We start from the raw sequence: 19,826 nt of genomic DNA, 5'->3' as shown, positions 1-19,826 counted from the left end.
GAGGTTCCTCTTGGAGGAACCTCTTTTTATTTTTGTCTACTTCTTATGTCTTCATACTACAAGACATCCAAATAGCTGTATTACGTTCCTTTGCCACTAATATAAGAGGTGAAGGAAAATGCAGAAAGTACAACTTTCTTGGAGTTTATATGAAAACGAACTAGCAACAATCGAAAAGTATTGTAAAAATTGCAGGCGTACTACCCTTTTTACCGACACGAACATTCGCAGGCATAACGCAAACGGAAAGAACATATACCGATTTGCAATTTATAAATGTCCGAAAGATCATACGTGGAATCAAAAACTTCATATTTATAAATCATTTACTGATCACGTCGAAACTGTCGATATGACTCAGCAAGAACAAACGGAAACAAGTACTACCATTTCCATTACACAATACAAAGAAAGTGGTATAGCCGAAATAACGATCGTATTAGACATAGTTTTCGGTTCCCACCGGATTGATAAAGTGTTATCCACATATATTTCAGATTGGAGCCGTGCACTCATTGTGGATAAAATTAAAAATGGGCATATCCAATTGAACGGACAACAAATGAAACCAAACAAAACTCTTTCTGAAGGTGATTACATTTCAATTTGTTTGTAAGGAGGACTCGCATGTTAAAGGTGAAAAAAGGTACGATTGATTTATTGAATGACTTAGATGTAATGTATACAGCATGCAAAGAAGCACTCTTACAGAACCAAATTTATCAATGGGATGATTCTTATCCGACGCGAGAACACATTTCCTATCATCTAGAACAGGCCGAATTGTATTGTCTATTCCAAGACCAAGTACTTGTAGGCGCCGTCGTCTTAAACGAAGCACAGTCTCCAGAATACAAACTAATTGACTGGTCAGAAACAGACGGACGCTTTCTTATCATCCACTCTTTTGTCATCCATCCGCTCGCGCAAGGAAAAGGATATAGTAAAGTACTTTTATCCTTTTGGGAAAGTGAAGCAAGGCAGATGGACTACAAAGGAATACGCCTAGATTGTTTTACAGGTAATCCCGTTTCATTAAGCCTATACGAAAAAAACAATTATATTTGCCGAGGTGCTGTTTACTTTTCAAGTAAACAGCCTCCTCATAATTGGTATAATTGCTATGAAAAAATCCTCTTACAATCGTAAGAGGATTTTTTCATTTCTTCACTTTTCGTAATACGAAGTGTGCACAACCGAAGTTACAGTACTCGTATAAATACTCTGATAAAGTACTAATTTTTGTATCATATGTCGAACGTTGATTACTATCATCAAAGAATCCACGCAATCTAAGTTGCTCATAACCCCAGTCTCCAACGATATAATCATATTTATTTAAAATTTCCGCATAGCGCTCTTTAAATGCTTCTTCACTAAAACCGTCACGAAAGTTTTTAATTACTTCGTACTGAACATTATTAACGCTCACCGTAGTATGAATCTCTTGCTTTTGCTCCATTATGAACTTCCTCTCTAAGCATTCTTCTTTTTATCGTATCACAAAGCATAACAACCAACAATTTCAAATACAAAAAATTGCAAATTAGTACATGCTATGGAGAAGGAGGTGATACATCGTGAAAAAACAAATTTTACTTTCCCTTCTCACTCTTTCCTTATTTGCAGGCTGCCAATCAACTAATAAAGCCGAAATGGAGCGTGAAGAAGGAAGTCGTGTTCTTGTTTCCAACAAAAACGACATGTATCATACGGAAAATACAAATACACGGCTCACAAGGGTGGGCTATTCATCTAAACAAAAACATGAAGTATCTAACAAACAAGTAGGCGCCATTAACCGTGAGAAAGTCGCTGAAATGATTACGAGCATGACAGTCAAACTTCCTGACGTCACCAATGCCGCTACACTCGTTACCGACGACGAAGTGTTCGTTGTATACCGTGCAAACACAACGGATCCGAAACTCGTAACAGATCAAGTATATAAAACTGCTTTGTCCATCGTTCCTCGCTATTATAAAGCATATGTATCAACAAACCAAAAGTTGATTTCTCAAATTCAAGGTCTTCAATCTGGTAGCTTAAACGATAAAGAATATGAACAAAGTCTTGATATGTTAAAACGTGAAATGAGCGATAATCCTCATTTGAACAATACGGGGGATCAAACTTTAAATGACATGATTAAAAAATAAAAAGGTGGAGAAAACCTCCACCTTTTTACTATTTCTTACGATCCGCATAAACCTCCATCGCATCACACATAAACTGCGCTAAACCTTCACCAAACTTATCAATATTTTTCGTAAAACGCTCATCAGCAACATACATTTGACCGAGTCCCTTAAAGGCCTCTAATGAATATTCACCGAAGTTTTGCAAGTAATCGTACCATACCCCGATTGCGGATTGCGCCTCTTTAGAATCAGGTGCTCCATTTCGAAGTGTTGCTAGATTTCTGTAAATATTATTAAATTCCTCCTGTTTCTCTTTAGACATCCCCTTCGCTGTTTTATTTGCTTTATCTACAGCCTCATCTCCCCATCGTTCACGTGCTTCTTCTTCGTACGGGTTATGACTAAAATCAAATCCTTCAAATTTCTCTTTATTCGTCATTTCAATCTCTCCTTTTGTATGCTGAATTGTTTTATCAATCGTCGCAATCACTTTATCTAACCTAGCACGCTTTTCAAGAAGCATTTTCTTATGAAGCTGTAGAGCTTCTTCTCGGTCAAATGATGGACTCATGATAATTTCTTTAATTTTCTTCAAAGGGAAGCCTAGTTCTTTAAAAAATAAAATTTGCTGCAATGTCTCTAAATTTTCATTGGAATACAGACGATATCCAGACTCTGTCGTCTCGTCTGGGGTTAACAACCCAATTTCATCGTAATGATGCAGTGTGCGCACACTAATTCCAACTAAATTAGCTACTTCTTTTACCCTCATTGTCATGCGTATCTCCCCCTTAATACATACGATAAAGTATGACGCAACGTTAGAGTCAATAAAAATTTCATTTTGTTTTTGAAAGATTCATTTCTCCACATTCTCCTACATTTCATGCATAATATATATGTACATACATTAGAAAGCGGTGAAAGTATGGTTTCAAATACTGTAATTGCCAGCATCATATTTCAACTCGTTGTTTCGGTTCTGGTCCCAATTATTGTACTCGTTTATTTCCGTAAAAAATATAATATTAATTGGAAAGTGGTCGGCGTTGGTGTTCTTATCTTTATTGGATTTACCCAAATTCTCGAAACACCGTTCCACCTATTTATGCGTGGTAATCCAACAATCGCTCCATTTTTAGAAAATCCGTATGTCTTTGCAATTTATGGCGGACTAACTGCTGGTATTTTTGAAGAACTAGGTCGTTTCGTTGCCTTTTACTACTTACTGAAAAAATATCGAGATTATAAAGACGGTCTTGCTTACGGAATTGGACACGGCGGTATTGAATCGATTTTAGTCGGCGGATTCGCGGGGCTTCAAACTCTTACCTTTGCAACATCTATTAATAATGGTAGCTTCGCTCAAATGGTTGAACAATACCCACAGCTGAGCCATATTAAGGACTTGTTAATAGAGCAACCTGCCTACTTATATTTACTGGGTAGCCTTGAAAGAATTATGGCATTAGTACTGCAAATTGCTTTTACAATGCTTGTCGTATACGCAGTAAAACAAAAGAAATACATTTTCCTCGTATACGCTATACTATTCCACGCACTTGTAGACTTTTTCGCAGCACTTTACCAAACAAAAATGATTAACATCTTTGTAGCAGAAGGAATTACTCTTCTCTTCGCGATTGGTGGTTTCATTCTTATTCGTAAAATGAAAGAGAAATTAGTAAGTGTGCCAGAGTAAAAAACAACCCACCAGTTGGTGGGTTATTTTTTATATGGATTTTCGTAGTGATGATAACTTTTCCCCCTCGCAGCTCCCTCTTTGTTTCTGCATCTATAACGATGTACTTATGAAACTCATCTACTTCATCTTGAGAAAAGGAACCAAAAAAATAAAGTGAAACTTTAATCAGTGGGGGTTTATCCACTGATTATTAGTTGAACCAATCGGGCTTTTACGGGCAGTTGATCTCCCATTTAACTACTTTTCTTTAAAACTGAATTTTGAGGTGGGAGTCTTACTGCCCGTTAATGCGGGGTAAACTTGGCGATCTGGATGAACAAACGAATCTTGAATCACCGCTCTACTACGACAGCCGACAGCTGTTTTTTGTCGGAAGGTAAATTCTGCATCTTGTACTTCTTTCCATAAAATTTTCTTTCGAACACTATACGAAGCATTTTTGTATTCCTTATAGACCTTCTTATCTAACTGTTCATAAAATAGATTTTCATTCACAAACGATTTATTTTGATTGCTTGGATAGTCTAATTTTTGATTTGATTGTGCATATGTTGTGGACAATTGCGCGAGAAAACAAATACTGAATACAATGCATATCATTTTTTTCATAATTGCACCTCAAATTTTCATTATCCACATTACTTTTCCACATACTTAGATCACTATTCCGTTTCCAATAAAAAGGAATTATTTCCACATTTGTCGAAGTATATAGCGTCAACTTGAAAGATGGGGATGAATTATGAAGAAAATTATTGTAATACGACATTGTTCCGCAACTGGACAAAAACGTGATGCCGAATTAACGTTTGCCGGAAAAGATCAAGCTAACACCCTTGCTGCATTCCTCTTAGAAAATCAGCTACAAATAGATCATATTATTTCGAGCCCATTTGTCCGAGCTATCGATTCCATTCGGCCCTATGCGATTCAAGCTAACCTATCTATCGAAGAGGATGAACGATTAGCTGAACGTATATTAAGCAACGTTCCGATGGATGATTGGATGCAAAAACTAGAATCTACTTTTACAAACATAGATATTGCCTTTTCAGGCGGAGAGTCAACAAAACAAGCAACGGACCGTGCTATATCGCTTATCCAAGACGTTTTAAAGTTAAACCATACTACAACACTACTCGTTACACATGGAAACTTACTTACGCTCATTTTAAAGCACTTTGATCGTACGATCGGCTTTAGTGAATGGAGAACTTTAACGAATCCTGATGTTTACGAAATTACAATCGATGAACAAAGTTTCATAAAACGATTATGGAAAGCATCGTCCAAGTAGTATCCCTTTCCAAAACACTCAGTTGACGCCACGAGAAGAGACTGTATTAACAATAGAGAGGGGTATCATTCCATATGTATGAAGATGTACTTTCTTTACTACATAAAACAAATGCTTCTTATGAAAAATTTGAACACGAACCAGTACTTGACTATGAAACAGATCGTATCGTTCGTGAAAGACTTGGTTTGCAAGGCACTCCAAGTAAAAGCTTATTTTTAAAATCAAAATCCGGGGAGCATTACGTATTCTTTACGTTAGAAGGCACTCGCCTCAACCGAGGAGAGATGAAAGAAATAACAGGAGAGAGCTTATCTCTCTGTTCTCCTAATGAGCTAAGAGAAGAGACTGGTTGCACTCCTGGATGTGTAGCTCCTTTCGGTTATTCACAAGATGTAACGATTATTGTGGACAGTTCAATTTATACTTACGATAAAATTTTAATTACACCTGGTGTACCTGAATTTACAATTGAATTATCCACAGAGGAATTAAAAAAGATTTTATCCACATGTCAAAATAAAGTTTTAGAGTATAAGAAAAAAGAGAGCTAATCATTAGCTCTCTTTTTTCATTATTTCGCTTCTGCTGTTTTTTCTTTTGCAGAACGTACTTGCTCGTCCGCATGATAAGAAGAACGTACAAGTGGACCAGCTTCACAGTGGCTAAATCCTTTGCTAAGTGCAATTTCTTTTAGCTCTGCAAATTCTGCTGGTGGGTAATATTTAATAACTGGTAAATGCTTCTTAGATGGTTGTAGGTATTGTCCAAGAGTTAAAATATCCACATTGTTTGCACGTAAGTCATCCATTGCTTCAATTAAATCTTCTCTCGTTTCACCTAAGCCCAGCATAATGCTCGATTTAGTTGGAATATCAGGCTGCATTTCTTTTGCTCGACGTAAAAACTCTAATGAACGGTCATATTTTGCTCTAGCGCGAACTCGGTTAGATAATCGACGTACTGTTTCAATGTTATGGTTCAAAATATCTGGTTTTGCATCCATTAACATTTTTAAGTTTTCTTCTACCCCACCCATATCAGATGGTAATACTTCGATAGACGTGAATGGATTTTCACGACGAACAGCGCGTACTGTTTCAGCAAAAACAGCTGCTCCGCCGTCCTTTAAATCATCACGTGCAACCGCTGTTATAACAACGTGCTTTAAGCCCATTTGTACTACAGAATCTGCTACGCGTTCTGGCTCTTGTAAATCAAGCTCAGTTGGTAAGCCTGTTTTAACCGCACAAAAACGACAAGCACGTGTACAAACCGCACCTAAGATCATAAATGTTGCTGTTTTCCTTACAGCCCAGCATTCATGAATATTCGGACATTTCGCCTCTTCACAAACTGTATGAAGATTCTTAGAACGCATCATTTTCTTTAAGCCTGTATAGTTTTCATTCGTGTTTAACTTAATTTTCAACCATTCGGGCTTGCGCTTATACTCTGTTTGTTTTGTCATGGTTATCAACTCCGCACAATATGAAATAGTTTACCGTGTTCGCTTCTTTCAATGTAACATATCTATTCTAACGTATGAAAGCGATTTGCTCAAATGAAGATTCTAAGATTTTTTCCAATCGTTCCCTATAATGAAATACTCCGTATATCCCACACTAAAAAGAGTGATGTTGTGAAAGGAGTCTATTTCATGCTTCGAAAAATTTCTCTTTTGCTTTCGATTTGCTTTCTTCTCCACCAAAACATCGCTTACGGTGAAGATAATCAGCAAAGCATATATGAAAAGCGCATGGCACTATATAAAGAAACTGAGCAATCTTCCGGTATTCCGTGGTATTACTTAGCCGCAATGGATCAATACGAAAGAAACATACGGAGCGTAAGAAAAGATATTCCGAAAAAACCAGATGCCATCATTTCCCTTTATTTCAAACCTGAAATATGGGCTGGACCTGTTAATAGTAATGATACTCTCCCCCATACAATTTCTCTATTTGGCGGAATGGGTTTAGATGGTGACAAAGATGGATTTGCAAATGCAAATAACGACCGTGATCTTCTGCATACAGCAGCAACCATTTTAAAGAAACAAGGAACGTCGGAAGACCGTATTAACATTATGCTTTGGGAATATTATAGACGTGCAAAAACAGTTGAATTAATTACAGAATACGCCCGAATTTATAAACATTATGGACGCATTAATTTAGAAGGCAATGCTTTCCCTCTCCCGATTCGCAGTGACCATAGCTATCGTAGTACTTTCGGTGCTGGTAGAAGCTTTGGCGGCAGGAGGATTCATGAAGGAACCGATATTTTTGCTGGATATGGCGTACCAGTACGATCAACTTGCTATGGCGTTATTGAAACAAAAGGATGGAATCGTCTTGGTGGATGGCGCATTGGTATTCGTGACCTTCATAATAATTACCACTATTACGCTCATTTAGGCGGGTTCTCTAAAGAAATACAGCTCGGACAAATTATCGAACCAGGAAAAGTAATCGGATTTGTCGGTAGTACCGGCTACGGTCCTCCTGGTACAGCTGGAAAATTCCCGCCCCACTTACATTTCGGCATGTATAAAGACAATGGCTATACAGAATGGGCTTTCGATCCATACATGCATTTAAGCCTTTGGGAACGAAAAGAACGCGCAAATACAAAACGATAACCGTAGCAAATTGCTACGGTTATTTTTTATAAATATAAATCAATAGAATACTACTGACTAATTATCCGTTTTCTTTTTATCTGGTACAACAACTCCGCCACTTCCGTAATAAGTAGGCACTTCACCTTGCACGATGCGCGTCGCAATCGGAATGTTTTGCTTCACTTTAATTTCTTTCGTGCGTAACGGAATCATAACTTGTAACGTCACTTCCACTTCCATAATAATTTTGATCGCTGTATTATTAATTCCTTGTGGCTCAACTAATTGTTTAATATCCGTATTCACATGACCAATTGGCATAAAATTAATCGGAATATCCGGTCCTATATTACCAAGAAGCGCATTATCAGTTATACGCCCAAAAGGAACTGACATAGATACCCCATTCTCTTCAAAAATACCAAGTGCTTTCGTATCCCCTTTTTCTACTTGTTGTAAATATTTTTCTATGTATGCAGTAGTCGATGTTAATATTTCATTTACTTGTTTTGTATTTAAATCAATTGTAGATACTTTCCCGTTCCTATCCGTTTGTACTTTCATTAATGAATCTACATCAAACCCTTCATTAATTCGGTCTTTTACCGCTTTCGTCATAACTGCTGTTGCCATTTTATGAGTCTCTGTTTCCCCATATTTAATTAACGTTGGCTGAATACTTTTATTTACAATCCATAAACCTTGAACTACCATTACGATAAAAATAATAAATGAAATAAGCAGTATATACCGAAAGGAAATCGGTCCCCTTCGAAACCGCGAATTTTTCGAACGAAATATGCCCATAAGAAAACCCTCCTTCTTATATTATTTCTATGCAAGAAAGAGGGACGATATATGCTTATCTCATTTTTAATAGTGCATCTTTTCCGATTGTGCCTACCGGAATACCTAAAGCTTCGGCTCCAGTCGTTACTGATTCCAGCGGTGCTTCAAGAAGTTGTTCAATCGTTCTTACACCAACCGCACGGCCAGCAATAATTCCTCGATCACCTAACTTCTCATTTAGAAGACCTACATCTAAAGCACCGCACATAATATATCCTTTATCGCTCATTACAGCTAGCAAATTTGTCTTTGGAAGTTTTACGCTAACAGCAATGAACGTATAGTTATCAATTATAATTGGCTCTACATTAACCATAGTTCACACTCCTCTCTTTCTTATCTTTATGACAAGAGAAAAATGAGTGTTACAAGTTAACTAGCCTATAGTTTGACTGAAGATGTATAAGTTATCAACATGTCTGTTAGTACATCTCTAAGCAATTCCGGCATATAATATTGTTTGTCAGAAAGTGTGGATAGCTCTGGGTATAAGTATCCGAATGTAAACATATCAATCGTTCCTACCGTATATATCCGGTCTAATTCCAGCGATTCACCGTTAATCAATACATCTTCTAGTAAAATTTTATTCCCTGGAATCGTATCTGGAATCACTTCCAAACCATCGTAAATCATTTTCCCCATTACTTTTCCACGAAATCCGAATCCTTTCACCTCAAGATTCTCCATATTCGGGCGGCGCGCTTTCAAAATAACTTCTCTTAACGTTTTCCCTGGTACTTTTAACAGACATGGATTAATTGGATGTGGACAAATCCGATGAATATCTCCGCGCGTCACAACACCTTCATTTAATCCCTCAAGAAGTACACCAGCATTCACCATCCCAACATCCGCATTACACCACTCTTTAAGTGCACTTGCCAACATATGAGAAAACGTCGTCTCCTTAAACCAATCAACCGGCAATGATTCTTTTAAATGAACGACAGGCTCGGCCATTATCTGTTTACTTTCTTCCTTTAGCATTTCAATTGTGGATAACGGCTCGCTATAAGCACCTAACCGTTCAGTCTTAATCGCTCTACCGTCTTTTTTCAACAGTCTCTTCGTCTCTTTATCCACAGTAAGCTGAATGTGACCAACGTAATGTCCCCACTTTTCACAACAGCAAAGCAAAGTATTATCCACAAGAACACCGCGCTCAAATAAATGATGCGTATGTGCTCCTAAAATAACATCTATATCATAATGCTCCGCCATATACTCATCCATACTTTTTCCAAGATGAGAAAGCACAACAGTAATATGAGCTGTATCCTTAACTTCTTCTAAAATCGACTCTAAATGGATGATTGGATCTTCAATATGCCAGTCTAACATATGATAAAACTCTGGATAAGCTACCGTTAATCCAATAAAGGCAATCGTAATCCCATCTGTCGTTGTATGTAATTTATAAGGCTGCGCCCACGCTGGACGTACACCTTCTTTTTCAAATAAATTCGCTACGAGCACCTCAAACCCAGCATCGTCATATAGACGATTCAAATGCTCTTTCGCCAATGTAATTCCTTCATTATTTCCGATCGTTACATAATCATATAGCGCCTCATTTAATAATTTTGTATTCCCAAGTCCATTTGTCGCTTCCGAAATACTATGAAAACGATCCACATGATCGCCAATATCCACAGTTAAAACAGTCTCTCCCGCTTCCTGTCTTCGCCTTTTCTCCCCTAGTACAAACCGAGAAATTTGCGGCCAATTTTCAAAATGACTATGTATATCGTTTGTATGATAAAGGTGGATGATTGTTTCTTTATTTATATTCAGAGAAAAAACCTCCTCTCAGTTCCTTACTGCCATTTACGCTATACGTACGCAATAATCCTGTAAATACTTTTCGTCTTTTCTTGCTATTCTACATTGTACTCGCATTATAAGAAAAAGCCAAAGATTGCCCTTTTAATATGGAAAACTTTATATTACTTTTTCTAGTCTGTTGATTAGTTTGAGGGGGGAATTTTTGTGAAATGATTCTAGTTGGTGGGGGGAGGAGATTTGTCAGTATCTTTGTCTTACTTCCATATAGGTGCTCCTCTCGTATTTAAATGTTGAGGGGGATATGAGGGATTTCTTTTGTCTTACTTTGTCGACAAATCGATATTCCTTGTCGAACCGCCGATATATTCCGAGTTGTGGTCGATATATTTCATTAAACACCCACCCTGGTATCTTACAGTCGAACCCGAATATACAACATAAAAAAGCGCNNGCGCTTTTTTATGTTGTATATTAACCAATAGAACCTTCCATCTCAAACTTGATTAGACGGTTCATTTCAACTGCGTATTCCATTGGAAGTTCGCGAGTGAATGGCTCGATGAAGCCCATTACGATCATTTCTGTAGCTTCTTGCTCAGAAATACCGCGGCTCATTAGGTAGAATAATTGTTCTTCTGATACTTTAGATACTTTCGCTTCGTGCTCAAGTGAAACGTAATCGTTTTTGATTTCGTTGTAAGGAATTGTATCAGATGTAGATTGGTTATCCATGATTAACGTGTCACACTCGATGTTAGAGCGAGAGTTTTTCGCTTTTGGTCCGAATTGTACGATACCACGGTAAGTTACTTTACCACCATGCTTCGCAATCGATTTAGAAACGATTGTTGAAGACGTGTTTGGTGCTAAGTGAATCATTTTCGCACCAGCATCTTGGTGTTGGCCTTTACCAGCAATCGCGATAGATAATGTTAAACCACGAGCGCCTTCGCCTTTTAAGATAACTGCTGGGTATTTCATCGTTAATTTAGATCCGATGTTACCGTCAATCCATTCCATCGTTGCGTTTTCTTCACAAACCGCACGTTTTGTAACTAGGTTGTATACGTTGTTCGCCCAGTTTTGGATTGTTGTATAACGGCAATATGCATCTTTCTTAATGATGATTTCTACTACCGCACTATGAAGTGAGTTAGTAGTGTAAACAGGTGCTGTACAACCTTCTACGTAGTGTACGTGTGCGCCTTCGTCTACGATGATAAGCGTACGCTCGAATTGTCCCATATTTTCAGAGTTAATACGGAAATACGCTTGAAGTGGTGTATCAACTTTAATACCTTTTGGAACGTAGATGAATGATCCACCAGACCAAACTGCAGAGTTTAATGCAGAGAATTTGTTGTCTGTTGGCGGGATTACTTTTCCGAAATGCTCACGGAAAATATCTTCGTTCTCTTTTAATGCGCTATCTGTATCTTTGAAGACGACTCCTAGATCTTCTAGGTCTTCTTTCATGTTGTGGTATACAACTTCAGATTCGTACTGTGCAGATACACCAGCTAAATATTTTTGCTCAGCTTCAGGAATACCTAATTTATCAAATGTCGCTTTAATTTCCTCAGGTACTTCATCCCAAGACTTCTCAGATTTCTCAGATGGTTTTACGTAGTACGTAATTTCATCGAAATCTAAGTCGTTTAAGTCGCCGCCCCATTGTGGCATTGGCATTTCATAGAACTTATCCAGTGATTTTAAACGGAAGTCTAACATCCACTGTGGTTCTTCTTTCATACGTGAAATCTCTTCAACGATTTCTTTTGTTAAACCGCGTCCAGCACGGAAAATCGAAACGTCTTTATCCTTGAAACCATATTTATAATCGCCGATATCTGGCAGTTGCTTCGCCATGTTGGTGTGTCCCTCCTTATATAACCTCGTTTTTAGGAACCTTTAACATTACTTATCTTCGTTTAAGCCCTTTTCTAACGCTTTCCACGCTAATGTTGCACATTTAATACGTGCCGGGAACTTGCATACGCCTTGTAATGCTTCAATATCTCCTAAATCAATGCTGTCATCATACTCTTTTCCTAGCATCATGTCAGAGAAAATTTTAGAAAGCTTAAGAGCCTCTTCAATTTTCTTTCCTTTTACTGCTTGTGTCATCATTGAAGCTGAAGACATTGAAATTGAACATCCTTCGCCTTCAAACTTCGCTTCTTGTACAATACCCTCTTCTACTTTCATCGTAAGTTGAATACGATCGCCGCAAGTTGGATTGTTCAAGTTAACGGTAACACTATCTTCTAACACGCCATGGTTACGAGGATTTTTATAATGATCCATAATAACTTGACGATATAACGTATCTAAATTATTAAATGACATTTGTGAAATACTCCTTTGTCTTGATTAGTGATTCAACAAATGTATCAATTTCTTCTTTTGTATTATATAAATAGAAGCTCGCACGTGCTGTAGAAGAAGCTTTTAGCCACTTCATAAGCGGTTGTGCACAGTGATGTCCTGCGCGAACCGCAATGCCTTCTACATCTAATACAGTTGCTACATCGTGAGGATGTACGTCTTCAATATTAAATGTAACTAGACCAGCGCGATGCTTTGGACCATAAATTGTAACGCCATCTACTTCTGATAGTCTCTCTAAAGCGTATTGCGCTAATTCATGTTCATGCTTTTCAATATTATGAAGACCGATTTCTTCTAGGAAATCAATTGCCGCACCAAGTCCGATTGCATTACCGATAATCGGTGTACCTGCTTCGAACTTCCACGGAAGCTCTTTCCAAGTAGACTCTTGTAAGTCTACGAAATCAATCATTTCACCACCAAATTCAATTGGTTCCATATTGTTTAGCAATTCTTTCTTACCATATAATACGCCGACACCTGTTGGTCCGCACATCTTATGAGCAGATAATGCGTAGAAATCACAGTTTAAATCTTGTACATCCACTTTCATATGAGGTGCACTTTGTGCTCCATCAACGATCATGATTGCACCGTTTTCATGTGCGATTGCTCCGATTTCTTTTACAGGATTAATCGTTCCAAGTACGTTAGAAACGTGCATGATAGAAACGATTTTTGTATTCGGTGTAACTGTTTGACGAACATCTTCTAAAGAAATTGTACCGTCTAGTTGAAGCGGAAGGTATTTTAAAGTTGCACCAGTTTTCTTCGCAACTTGTTGCCACGGAATGATGTTACTATGGTGCTCCATGTAAGAGATGACGATTTCATCGCCTTCATTTACATTATCAAGACCATAGCTAGCTGCTACTGTATTTAATGCAGTTGTCGTTCCGCGCGTGAAAATAATCTCTTCCATTGATTTCGCATTAATAAACTTGCGAACTTTCTCACGTGCACCTTCATACGCGTCGGTAGCTTTCGTACCGAGCGTATGAACACCGCGATGCACGTTAGAATTATATTCTTTATAGTAACGTTCTAACGTTTCAATGACTTGAATTGGTTTTTGAGAAGTTGCTGCACTATCGAAATAAACAAGTTGTTTGCCGTTCACTTTTTGATCAAGAATTGGAAACTGTTTGCGTATTTCATGAATATTCATTAGCGAACTTTCCTTTCAATTACCTCAACAAGCTGTGCCTTTACTCCTTCAATTGGAAGCTCATTTACTACAGGTGCTAAGAATCCATGGATGACTAAACGTTCTGCCTCGCGTTTTGGAATCCCACGGCTCATCAAGTAGTATAATTGGTATGGATCTACGCGGCCTACTGAAGCTGCGTGACCTGCCATTACATCATCTTCATCGATTAAAAGAATTGGGTTTGCATCACCACGAGCTTTTTCATCTAACATAAGAACGCGAGAAGATTGTTGTGCATTTGATTTAGATGCACCGTGTTCAATCTTACCAATTCCGTTAAAGATAGATGTTGCACTATCTTTTTGTACTCCGTGTTTTAAAATCCAACCTTCAGAGTGTTTACCGAAATGAACAACTTTAGTTGTAAAGTTTTGTGTTTGGTTACCACGGCCAATTGTTACTGTTTTTGTATCAGCATATGATCCGTCGCCCATTAAATTCGTAACGTTCTCTGAAATTGTGTTTCCGTCATTCATAAGGCCTAGAGCCCAATCAATGCGGCCGTCGCGTCCAACAATGCCGCGGCGGTTAACGTAAGTTGTTACGTCTTTTGCTAATAGATCAACCGCACCGAATTTCACTTGTGCGCCTTGTTCCACGATTACTTCTGCTACGATATTTGCAATACCTTTAGCATTTTCATTTGCAACGTAGTTTTCTACATATGTTGCAGTACTGTTCGCATCAGCTACGAATAATACGTGGTTATATACGTTAGCTTCTTCGCCGTCTACTAAGAATACAGCTTGAAGTGGAGTTTCAAGAACAACGTTTTTCGGAACATATACGAATGCACCGCCGTTGATTAATGCAGCATGAAGTGCAGTTAGACGATGCTCGTCTACTTTCACGCCGTCTTTCATTAAGTACTTTTGTACTAATTCAGCATGCTCTGTTGCAGCTGTTACGATGTCTGTAAAAATAACACCTTTTTCTTTTGCTTCGTCTGCTAAAGAAACGAAAGCAGTTGTACCAGTACGTTGTACTAATACGCTGTTATTTTCATCGATTAAGTTTTTCACTGCTTCTGGAAGCTCTGTTAAAGAACTTACAGGCTCTTGCTTAGCAGCGTCGCCTTTTCCGATAAAGTCCCATTTTTCAATTTTCGTTTTATCAGGCGTTGGCATTGGAAGTTCAGTTGCTTGTGCAAGAGCTTGTAAGCGGAACTCAGTCAACCAAGCAGCTTCGTTTACTTCGCTTGCGCGCTGACGGATTGTTTCTTGATCGAAAGGTAATGTACCGATTGTCATGTTTATGCTCCTCTCTTACGCTTCTTGCTCTGCTGTTTCGTCTTCAATACCTAATTCTTTTTTAATCCAGTCGTAACCTTCAGCTTCTAGACGTTGTGCAAGCTCAGGGCCACCAGATTTAACGATACGACCGTTCATCATAACGTGAACGAAGTCTGGAGTGATGTAGTTTAATAAACGTTGGTAATGCGTAATCATTAGGCAACCGAACTCTTCGCCGCGCATTTGGTTAATACCTTTAGATACAACTTTTAATGCATCGATATCAAGACCTGAGTCGATTTCATCTAAGATTGCAATTTTTGGCTCGATCATCATTAATTGAAGAATCTCATTACGTTTTTTCTCACCGCCAGAGAAACCTTCGTTTAAGTAACGTTGTGCCATTTCTGGATCCATTTCTAGGAATTCCATGTTTTTATCTAATGTACGGATAAATTTCATAAGAGAAATTTCTTCGCCTTCTTCACGACGTGCATTAATTGCAGAACGTAAGAAGTCAGCGTTTGTTACTCCGCTAATTTCACTTGGATATTGCATTGCTAAGAATAGACCTGCTAGTGCGCGCTCGTCTACTTCCATTTCTAATACATCTTCACCGTCGATGATGATGCTACCTTCTGTTACTTCATACTTTGGGTGACCCATAATCGCAGAAGATAAAGTTGATTTACCTGTTCCGTTAGGTCCCATAATTGCGTGGATTTCTCCACCTTTTACTTCAAGGTTTACACCTTTTAAAATTTCTTTACCGTCGATTGATACGTGTAAGTCTTTAACCGTTAATGTAGAACCAGCCATCTCAATACCTCCATTAATCCTCTATATACATTTTAAAAATTCCTAAAACGTTCATATTCTCATTTTATTCTCATTCTAATCTTATAGCAAATAAAATGATATCGCAAACGACGAAAAAAAGTAACAATTTTTTCACAAATGTATATAAGTATTTCCCTTGCATCCTTATATGATACACTTTTCTTCTTATATATATAAAGAAAAAAGGACTGGGAATTTCCCAATCCTTTCCTGCACTTATTCATTTACTGGAAGTACAGCACCTTTATATTCTTTATTGATAAAGTCTTGAATTTCTTTTGAATGCAATACATCTACTAACTCTTTAATTTCTTTTTTCTTCTCGTCACCTTTACGAACTGCGATAATATTTGCATAAGGAGAGTCTGATCCTTCAATTGCAATTGCATCCTTTGTTGGATTTAATTTCGCATCAATTGCGTAGTTTGAATTAATAAATAAAGCATCACCTTCATTGTTTTCGTACAGCTTCGGTGAAAGTCCAGGTTCTACATCTGTTTTAAACTTTAAATTTTTCGGATTTTCTACAACATCTTTTACTGTTGCTTTAACAACATCTACACCGTCTTTTAATTTAATAACGCCGCCTTTTTGTAACAATGCGAGCATACGGCCACGCTCCGCTACGTTATTACTCATAATAACTGTTCCGCCATCTGGAAGTTCTTTTAAACTTTTATATTTCTTAGAATAAATGCCCATTGGCTCTAAATGGATTTTTCCTGCGTTTACAATTTTATATCCCTTTTCTTGAATTTCTTTATCTAAGTAAGGAATGTGCTGGAAGTAGTTCGCATCAATTTCTTTATCCGCTAACGCTTTATTCGGCAGAACATAGTCCTGAAATTTTTTAATCTCTAATTTAATACCCTTTTTCTCTAATATCGGCTGTGCTTTCTCTAAAATAACAGCGTGCGGCACGTTAGAAGCTCCAACAACAAGCTTATTCTCCTCTTTCCCCCCGCAAGCGGCTAATGTAAATACAGATAATGCTGTAACAACTGACAATAGAATCTTTTTCATATGATGTCCCCTTCTCCCCTATAGTTATGTAGTAAAAAAAGGACCGGCATACACCAGCCCTTTTTCCGCAATTATTCTTTTACAGGAACAACTGCCCCTTTATATTCTTTAGTAATAAAGTCTTCAATTTCTTTAGAATGCAGTACTTCTATAAGAGCTTTAATCTCTTTTTTATCTTTATCGCCTTTACGAACAGCTACTACGTTTGCGTATGGAGAATCATCGCCTTCAATTGCAATTGCATCTTTTTCTGGGTTTAATTTCGCATCAATTGCATAGTTAGAATTAATTAGAACCGCATCACCTTCTTTATTGTTATACACTTGTGGCAATAGACCTGGCTCAATATCTGTTTTGAATTTTAAGTTTTTCGGATTATCTGCAATATCTTTTGGTGTTGCTTTAACTGGCTCTACTCCGTCTTTAATTTTTAAAATGCCTTCTTTTTGTAAAATTGCTAAACCACGACCATGATCAGTAACAGAATTACTCATAATAATTGTCGCCCCGTTTGGAAGTTCTTTTAAGCTCTTATATTTTTGAGAATACACACCAATCGGTTCTAAATGAATTTTTCCTGCTATTTCAAAGTCATATTTTTTATCTTTAATTTCCTTTTCTAAATACGGAATGTGCTGGAAGTAGTTCGCATCTAATTCTTTATCTGCTAACGATTTATTCGGTAACACGTAGTCTTGGAATTTTTTAATTTCTAACTCAATTCCTTTTTTCTCAAGTAATGGCTTTGCCTTTTCTAAAATTTCAGCGTGCGGTACGTTAGAAGCACCAACAACAAGTTTCTTTTCATCTTTATCTTTCCCGCCACAAGCAGCTAACCCAAAAATTGAAGTTGAAATAAGTGCTGTAAGTAATAATTTTTTCATTTGAAATATCCCCCTGTTTTCATTATCTTTTATCTATTCGAGTCGTTAAACTATCACCAATCCACTGAATTAAAAATACAACGAGTAATACACAAATTGTCGCAACGATTGTTACATCGTTATTTCCACGCTGGAATCCCTCTAAGTAAGCAAGTGTTCCAAGACCACCAGCACCAACAACACCTGCCATTGCTGTATAGCCTACTAAAGCAATAGTCGTAACCGTAATACCAGATACTAACGCTGGTAACGATTCTGGAATTAACACCTTCAAAATAATTGTGCTTGTTTTTGCTCCCATCGCTTTTGAAGCTTCAATTACACCTTTATCAATTTCACGAAGTGCGATTTCAACCATTCTCGCGTAAAATGGTGCCGCTCCAATAATTAAAGCTGGCAGCGCTGCACTCGCTCCGAGTATTGTTCCAAGAAGAATCTTTGTGAACGGGATTAATAAAATAATTAAAATGATGAACGGTATAGAACGGAAAATGTTTACGAACGCTCCAATCACCGTATTAATCGCTTTATTTTCCCATAAATTATCTTTCGCTGTCATAAAGAGTAATAGTCCTAAAATAAGTCCTAAAACAAATGTGGCAAGCGCTGCGATTGCCGTCATATATAACGTTTCACCAGTTGCTTCTAACATTTGATTCCAATCAATATTTGCGATTAACTTATCCATGTGCAATCACCTCCAGCTCTACTTGATCTTGATGAATCCCTTCTATTGCTTGCTGGATCGCTGTTTCTTCACCATTTAAATGAACGACTAAACTTCCGTAAGAGCCGTTATTCGTTTGCGCGATATTTCCTTGCAAAATGCTAACTTCTATATCACCGCGCTGCATTAACCTTTGAAGTACCGGTCTTTCTACCGCTTCACCGACAAACTGCAAACGAATTACTTTTCCATCTGGATACTTTTCTATTAAACTTTCAATCGTTTCATTTGTATCTTCAGAATCAGTTAACTGCTGTACAAATCGTTTTGTAATGTCTTGCTGTGGATTACGGAATACGTCAAGTACTGGACCCGTTTCTACGATTTTCCCTTTCTCCATTACAGCAACTCGATTACAAATTTTGCGAATAACGTGCATCTCATGCGTAATCAATACAATTGTTAAGCCGAGACGCTTATTAATATCTAACAATAAATCTAAAATTTGATCTGTCGTTTCCGGATCAAGAGCTGACGTTGCTTCATCACATAAAAGTACTTGTGGATTATTTGCTAACGCTCTCGCAATCCCGACGCGCTGCTTTTGTCCACCACTTAGCTGAGATGGGTACGCGTCTCCTCTTCCTTCTAATCCAACAAGATGAATTAACTCATCGACACGTTTTCTTCTCTCCGCCTTATCGACACCTGCAATTTCAAGTGGGAATGCGATATTTTCACGCACAGTTCGTGACCAAAGTAAGTTGAAATGCTGAAAAATCATTCCGATTTCTTGTCTTGCCTTACGAAGTTCATTTCCAGTAATCGCTGAAATCACACGATTCGCAATTGTAATTTGGCCAGAAGTTGGTTTCTCTAACTGATTAAACAATCTGATTAACGAACTTTTCCCAGCGCCACTATATCCAATAACACCAAATATTTCACCCTTATCTACTTTTAAGTTGGCGTTATCTACAGCAGTGACATCACCGCTTTTTGCCTTATATATTTTCTTTACATTTTCTAATAAGATCATGATGTTCACCCCTTTTTTGTTTGGATAGACTCCGCATTTTTTTATTTTTCATGCGTGTAGTCCATCGTTATAGCTCCTCTTATTATTTGAATGTCCTCCGCATTCAAACAACAAAAAACCTTTCCGCTTCTAGA

Annotated in this window: 22 protein-coding genes and 1 pseudogene; 7 read left to right on the top strand and 16 right to left on the bottom strand. The window is 37.7% G+C overall.

Features of this window, described 5'->3' with window-relative positions; genetic code table 11:
- Nucleotides 1-118: 118 nt before the first annotated feature.
- Together B5P42_RS06495 and B5P42_RS06490 are read left to right on the top strand one after the other, a co-directional pair.
- The gene (locus B5P42_RS06495; RefSeq protein ID WP_078175908.1) at nt 119-616 is read left to right on the top strand and encodes a cytoplasmic protein; all 498 of its coding nucleotides are present in this window, start codon (nt 119-121) and stop codon (nt 614-616) included.
- An 11-nt stretch (nt 617-627) separates the two neighbouring features.
- Entirely contained in the window at nt 628-1,149 is a 522-nt protein-coding gene (locus B5P42_RS06490; protein WP_113733869.1) for a GNAT family N-acetyltransferase, read from the top strand.
- A gap of 10 nt (nt 1,150-1,159) precedes the next feature.
- Here the strand turns inward: B5P42_RS06490 and B5P42_RS06485 are convergent, their stop codons facing one another.
- On the bottom strand, nt 1,160-1,462 hold the full coding sequence (locus B5P42_RS06485) for a YutD family protein (RefSeq protein WP_000435944.1): 303 nt from the start codon (nt 1,460-1,462) through the stop codon (nt 1,160-1,162).
- A 118-nt stretch (nt 1,463-1,580) separates the two neighbouring features.
- Here B5P42_RS06485 and B5P42_RS06480 point away from each other — a divergent pair, with 118 nt between their 5' ends.
- Nucleotides 1,581-2,159: a YhcN/YlaJ family sporulation lipoprotein gene (locus B5P42_RS06480; RefSeq protein WP_002145065.1), complete on the top strand. Its 579-nt coding sequence runs from the start codon at nt 1,581-1,583 to the stop codon at nt 2,157-2,159.
- 28 nt (nt 2,160-2,187) lie between these two features.
- Here B5P42_RS06480 and B5P42_RS06475 read toward each other — a convergent pair whose 3' ends face one another.
- Complete coding sequence (locus tag B5P42_RS06475; protein ID WP_113733868.1) at nt 2,188-2,919, bottom strand: MerR family transcriptional regulator; 732 nt, start codon at nt 2,917-2,919, stop codon at nt 2,188-2,190.
- Between the two features lie 108 nt (nt 2,920-3,027).
- Between B5P42_RS06475 and B5P42_RS06470 the strand changes: the two genes are divergently transcribed.
- Nucleotides 3,028-3,843, top strand: coding sequence for a YhfC family intramembrane metalloprotease (locus B5P42_RS06470; protein ID WP_113733867.1), 816 nt, complete (start codon nt 3,028-3,030; stop codon nt 3,841-3,843).
- 300 nt (nt 3,844-4,143) lie between these two features.
- Here the strand turns inward: B5P42_RS06470 and B5P42_RS06465 are convergent.
- A pseudogene (locus B5P42_RS06465) lies at nt 4,144-4,455 on the bottom strand (hypothetical protein); the annotation flags it as partial.
- A 133-nt stretch (nt 4,456-4,588) separates the two neighbouring features.
- On the opposite strand from B5P42_RS06465, the gene B5P42_RS06460 reads away from it, so the two are divergent.
- Entirely contained in the window at nt 4,589-5,143 is a 555-nt protein-coding gene (locus tag B5P42_RS06460; RefSeq protein ID WP_113733865.1) for a histidine phosphatase family protein, read from the top strand.
- A 74-nt stretch (nt 5,144-5,217) separates the two neighbouring features.
- Nucleotides 5,218-5,697 (top strand): YbaK/EbsC family protein, encoded by a 480-nt coding sequence (locus tag B5P42_RS06455; RefSeq protein ID WP_002034581.1) that lies wholly within the window; start codon nt 5,218-5,220, stop codon nt 5,695-5,697.
- 20 nt (nt 5,698-5,717) lie between these two features.
- On the opposite strand, the gene lipA is transcribed toward B5P42_RS06455, so the two are convergent.
- A complete protein-coding gene (gene lipA, locus B5P42_RS06450) occupies nt 5,718-6,614 on the bottom strand; it encodes a lipoyl synthase (protein ID WP_002034580.1) in 897 nt (298 codons plus the stop codon).
- A gap of 189 nt (nt 6,615-6,803) precedes the next feature.
- Here lipA and B5P42_RS06445 point away from each other — a divergent pair, with 189 nt between their 5' ends.
- Nucleotides 6,804-7,787: a M23 family metallopeptidase gene (locus B5P42_RS06445; RefSeq protein WP_113733864.1), complete on the top strand. Its 984-nt coding sequence runs from the start codon at nt 6,804-6,806 to the stop codon at nt 7,785-7,787.
- A 57-nt stretch (nt 7,788-7,844) separates the two neighbouring features.
- Here the strand turns inward: B5P42_RS06445 and yunB are convergent, their stop codons facing one another.
- The 12 genes from yunB to B5P42_RS06385 all read right to left on the bottom strand — a co-directional run bounded on the left by yunB (nt 7,845) and on the right by B5P42_RS06385 (nt 19,692).
- Entirely contained in the window at nt 7,845-8,576 is a 732-nt protein-coding gene (gene yunB, locus B5P42_RS06440) for a sporulation protein YunB (RefSeq protein ID WP_113733863.1), read from the bottom strand.
- 55 nt (nt 8,577-8,631) lie between these two features.
- Nucleotides 8,632-8,934: a YunC family protein gene (locus B5P42_RS06435; protein ID WP_002015926.1), complete on the bottom strand. Its 303-nt coding sequence runs from the start codon at nt 8,932-8,934 to the stop codon at nt 8,632-8,634.
- A 65-nt stretch (nt 8,935-8,999) separates the two neighbouring features.
- Nucleotides 9,000-10,391, bottom strand: coding sequence for a bifunctional metallophosphatase/5'-nucleotidase (locus tag B5P42_RS06430; RefSeq protein ID WP_113733862.1), 1,392 nt, complete (start codon nt 10,389-10,391; stop codon nt 9,000-9,002).
- A 486-nt stretch (nt 10,392-10,877) separates the two neighbouring features.
- On the bottom strand, nt 10,878-12,275 hold the full coding sequence (gene sufB, locus B5P42_RS06425) for a Fe-S cluster assembly protein SufB (protein WP_002015928.1): 1,398 nt from the start codon (nt 12,273-12,275) through the stop codon (nt 10,878-10,880).
- A gap of 48 nt (nt 12,276-12,323) precedes the next feature.
- Nucleotides 12,324-12,755, bottom strand: coding sequence for a Fe-S cluster assembly sulfur transfer protein SufU (sufU, locus tag B5P42_RS06420; protein ID WP_002089369.1), 432 nt, complete (start codon nt 12,753-12,755; stop codon nt 12,324-12,326).
- A complete protein-coding gene (gene sufS / locus B5P42_RS06415; protein WP_113733861.1) occupies nt 12,745-13,965 on the bottom strand; it encodes a cysteine desulfurase SufS in 1,221 nt (406 codons plus the stop codon). The genes sufU and sufS overlap by 11 nt, the downstream gene beginning before the upstream one ends.
- Nucleotides 13,965-15,257 carry a Fe-S cluster assembly protein SufD gene (gene sufD / locus B5P42_RS06410; RefSeq protein ID WP_002089372.1) on the bottom strand — a complete coding sequence of 431 codons (1,293 nt, stop codon included), beginning with the start codon at nt 15,255-15,257 and terminating at the stop codon, nt 13,965-13,967. Before sufD ends, sufS begins: the two co-directional genes overlap by 1 nt.
- Before the next feature lie 15 nt (nt 15,258-15,272).
- Nucleotides 15,273-16,058 (bottom strand): Fe-S cluster assembly ATPase SufC, encoded by a 786-nt coding sequence (sufC, locus tag B5P42_RS06405; RefSeq protein WP_002015933.1) that lies wholly within the window; start codon nt 16,056-16,058, stop codon nt 15,273-15,275.
- Between the two features lie 237 nt (nt 16,059-16,295).
- A complete protein-coding gene (gene metQ, locus B5P42_RS06400; RefSeq protein ID WP_113733860.1) occupies nt 16,296-17,102 on the bottom strand; it encodes a methionine ABC transporter substrate-binding lipoprotein MetQ in 807 nt (268 codons plus the stop codon).
- A 71-nt stretch (nt 17,103-17,173) separates the two neighbouring features.
- Nucleotides 17,174-17,986: a methionine ABC transporter substrate-binding lipoprotein MetQ gene (metQ, locus tag B5P42_RS06395; RefSeq protein WP_044439212.1), complete on the bottom strand. Its 813-nt coding sequence runs from the start codon at nt 17,984-17,986 to the stop codon at nt 17,174-17,176.
- 22 nt (nt 17,987-18,008) lie between these two features.
- Nucleotides 18,009-18,674 (bottom strand): methionine ABC transporter permease, encoded by a 666-nt coding sequence (locus B5P42_RS06390; protein ID WP_002129754.1) that lies wholly within the window; start codon nt 18,672-18,674, stop codon nt 18,009-18,011.
- A complete protein-coding gene (locus tag B5P42_RS06385; protein WP_002015938.1) occupies nt 18,667-19,692 on the bottom strand; it encodes a methionine ABC transporter ATP-binding protein in 1,026 nt (341 codons plus the stop codon). The genes B5P42_RS06390 and B5P42_RS06385 overlap by 8 nt, the downstream gene beginning before the upstream one ends.
- Nucleotides 19,693-19,826: the final 134 nt, after the last annotated feature.

The sequence above is a fragment of the Bacillus sp. SRB_331 genome (assembly GCF_003264175.1).
GTDB lineage: Bacteria > Bacillota > Bacilli > Bacillales > Bacillaceae_G > Bacillus_A > Bacillus_A mycoides.
The sequence above is the reverse complement of the archived record's forward strand: the minus strand, read 5'-3'. Positions and strand labels throughout refer to the sequence as shown.